Source organism: Campylobacter sp. MIT 12-5580, assembly GCF_005406235.1.
In the GTDB taxonomy this organism is placed as follows: Bacteria; Campylobacterota; Campylobacteria; order Campylobacterales; family Campylobacteraceae; genus Campylobacter_D.
This window is the reverse complement of sequence record NZ_NXLK01000020.1, coordinates 1-1,086: the sequence shown is the minus strand read 5'-3', so window position 1 is coordinate 1,086 and position 1,086 is coordinate 1. Positions and strand designations below refer to the sequence as shown.

Genomic DNA, 1,086 nt, shown 5'->3' with positions numbered 1-1,086 from the left:
ACAATGAATCTAAGCAATGATATGGCTATAGGTTCAAGACTAGCAAGTCTTAATAATCCTTTTGCAAATTTAGCCTATGCTAAAAAGCTAAGTAAGGCTTATTTTGCTAGTGGAAGTAGTGATGTAAGACTTGATTATGGTTTAAATGACTTGACTCAAAGTCGTTGGGCAAATGTATTTGGTGGGGTAAATATCATAGATTCTGAAAGTGGTGGAGTATATGGTGTATCTTTAGGGGTAGATAAAAAGATCAAAGATAATGCCATACTTGGTTTTTATGCAAGTTTTGCAAAAGCTACTTTAAAAGATAAAAGCTTGGAACAAAAATCAAGCAATTTTCAAGTAGGAACTTATTCATCAATAGGTTTTAGTGATAATCTTGAACTTGGTTTAAAAGCCTATCTTGGTGTTGCACCAACTGAGCAAGAAAGCTTTTATAGCCTAGCAGGAATTTCAAACTCAAGCAGTGAGTATTCTCGTTTAAGCGCAGGAATAAATGCTAATCTTGGTAAGAACTTTGCTATGAGTGAAGATACACTTTTTATCAAACCTTTTGTAGGAGCAAGTTATTATCTTACTCATACTCCAGAATATACTGAACAAGGTGGCTTGGCTAAAAATGTAAAAAGTGCAAACAATAACTCTATAAGTGTTGAACTTGGTGCTGAGTTTAGAAAGTATTTTAATGAATTTGCTTATTTTTATACTACACCAAAGATAGAACAATTTGTATATAATCAAAGTGATGATTTTAGTGCTAGCTTTATAGGTTCAAATACAGGTTTTAATATACAAAGTGATGATAAACTTAAAACTTATGCTCAGCTTATCTTAGGTGCTAGTATGAATTTCACTGATAATTTTGCTGCTACAGCTTCTTTTGCTGGAAAACAAATTGTAGCTGGTAAGGTTGATAAAAAGAATGAAACTTATATGAGTGGGAATTTAGAACTTAGATATAGGTTTTAAAGATTAAGGTAAGGCTTGTCCTTACCTTGTTTAAGCTTTGTGTTTTAAGGCTTTATTTAACTTAACTTTTACTCTTTCACGCAAGCCTTGTTTGATTGTTTATGATGATGGGGCTTG

At 32.4% G+C, this 1,086-nt stretch carries 1 protein-coding gene; it reads left to right on the top strand.

Annotated elements, in window-relative coordinates; all coding sequences use genetic code 11:
- Positions 1-969, top strand: a 969-nt coding sequence (locus tag CQA38_RS09140; protein WP_137633693.1) for an autotransporter outer membrane beta-barrel domain-containing protein, incomplete at its 5' end; no start/stop codon positions are given.
- Positions 970-1,086 lie beyond the last annotated feature (117 nt).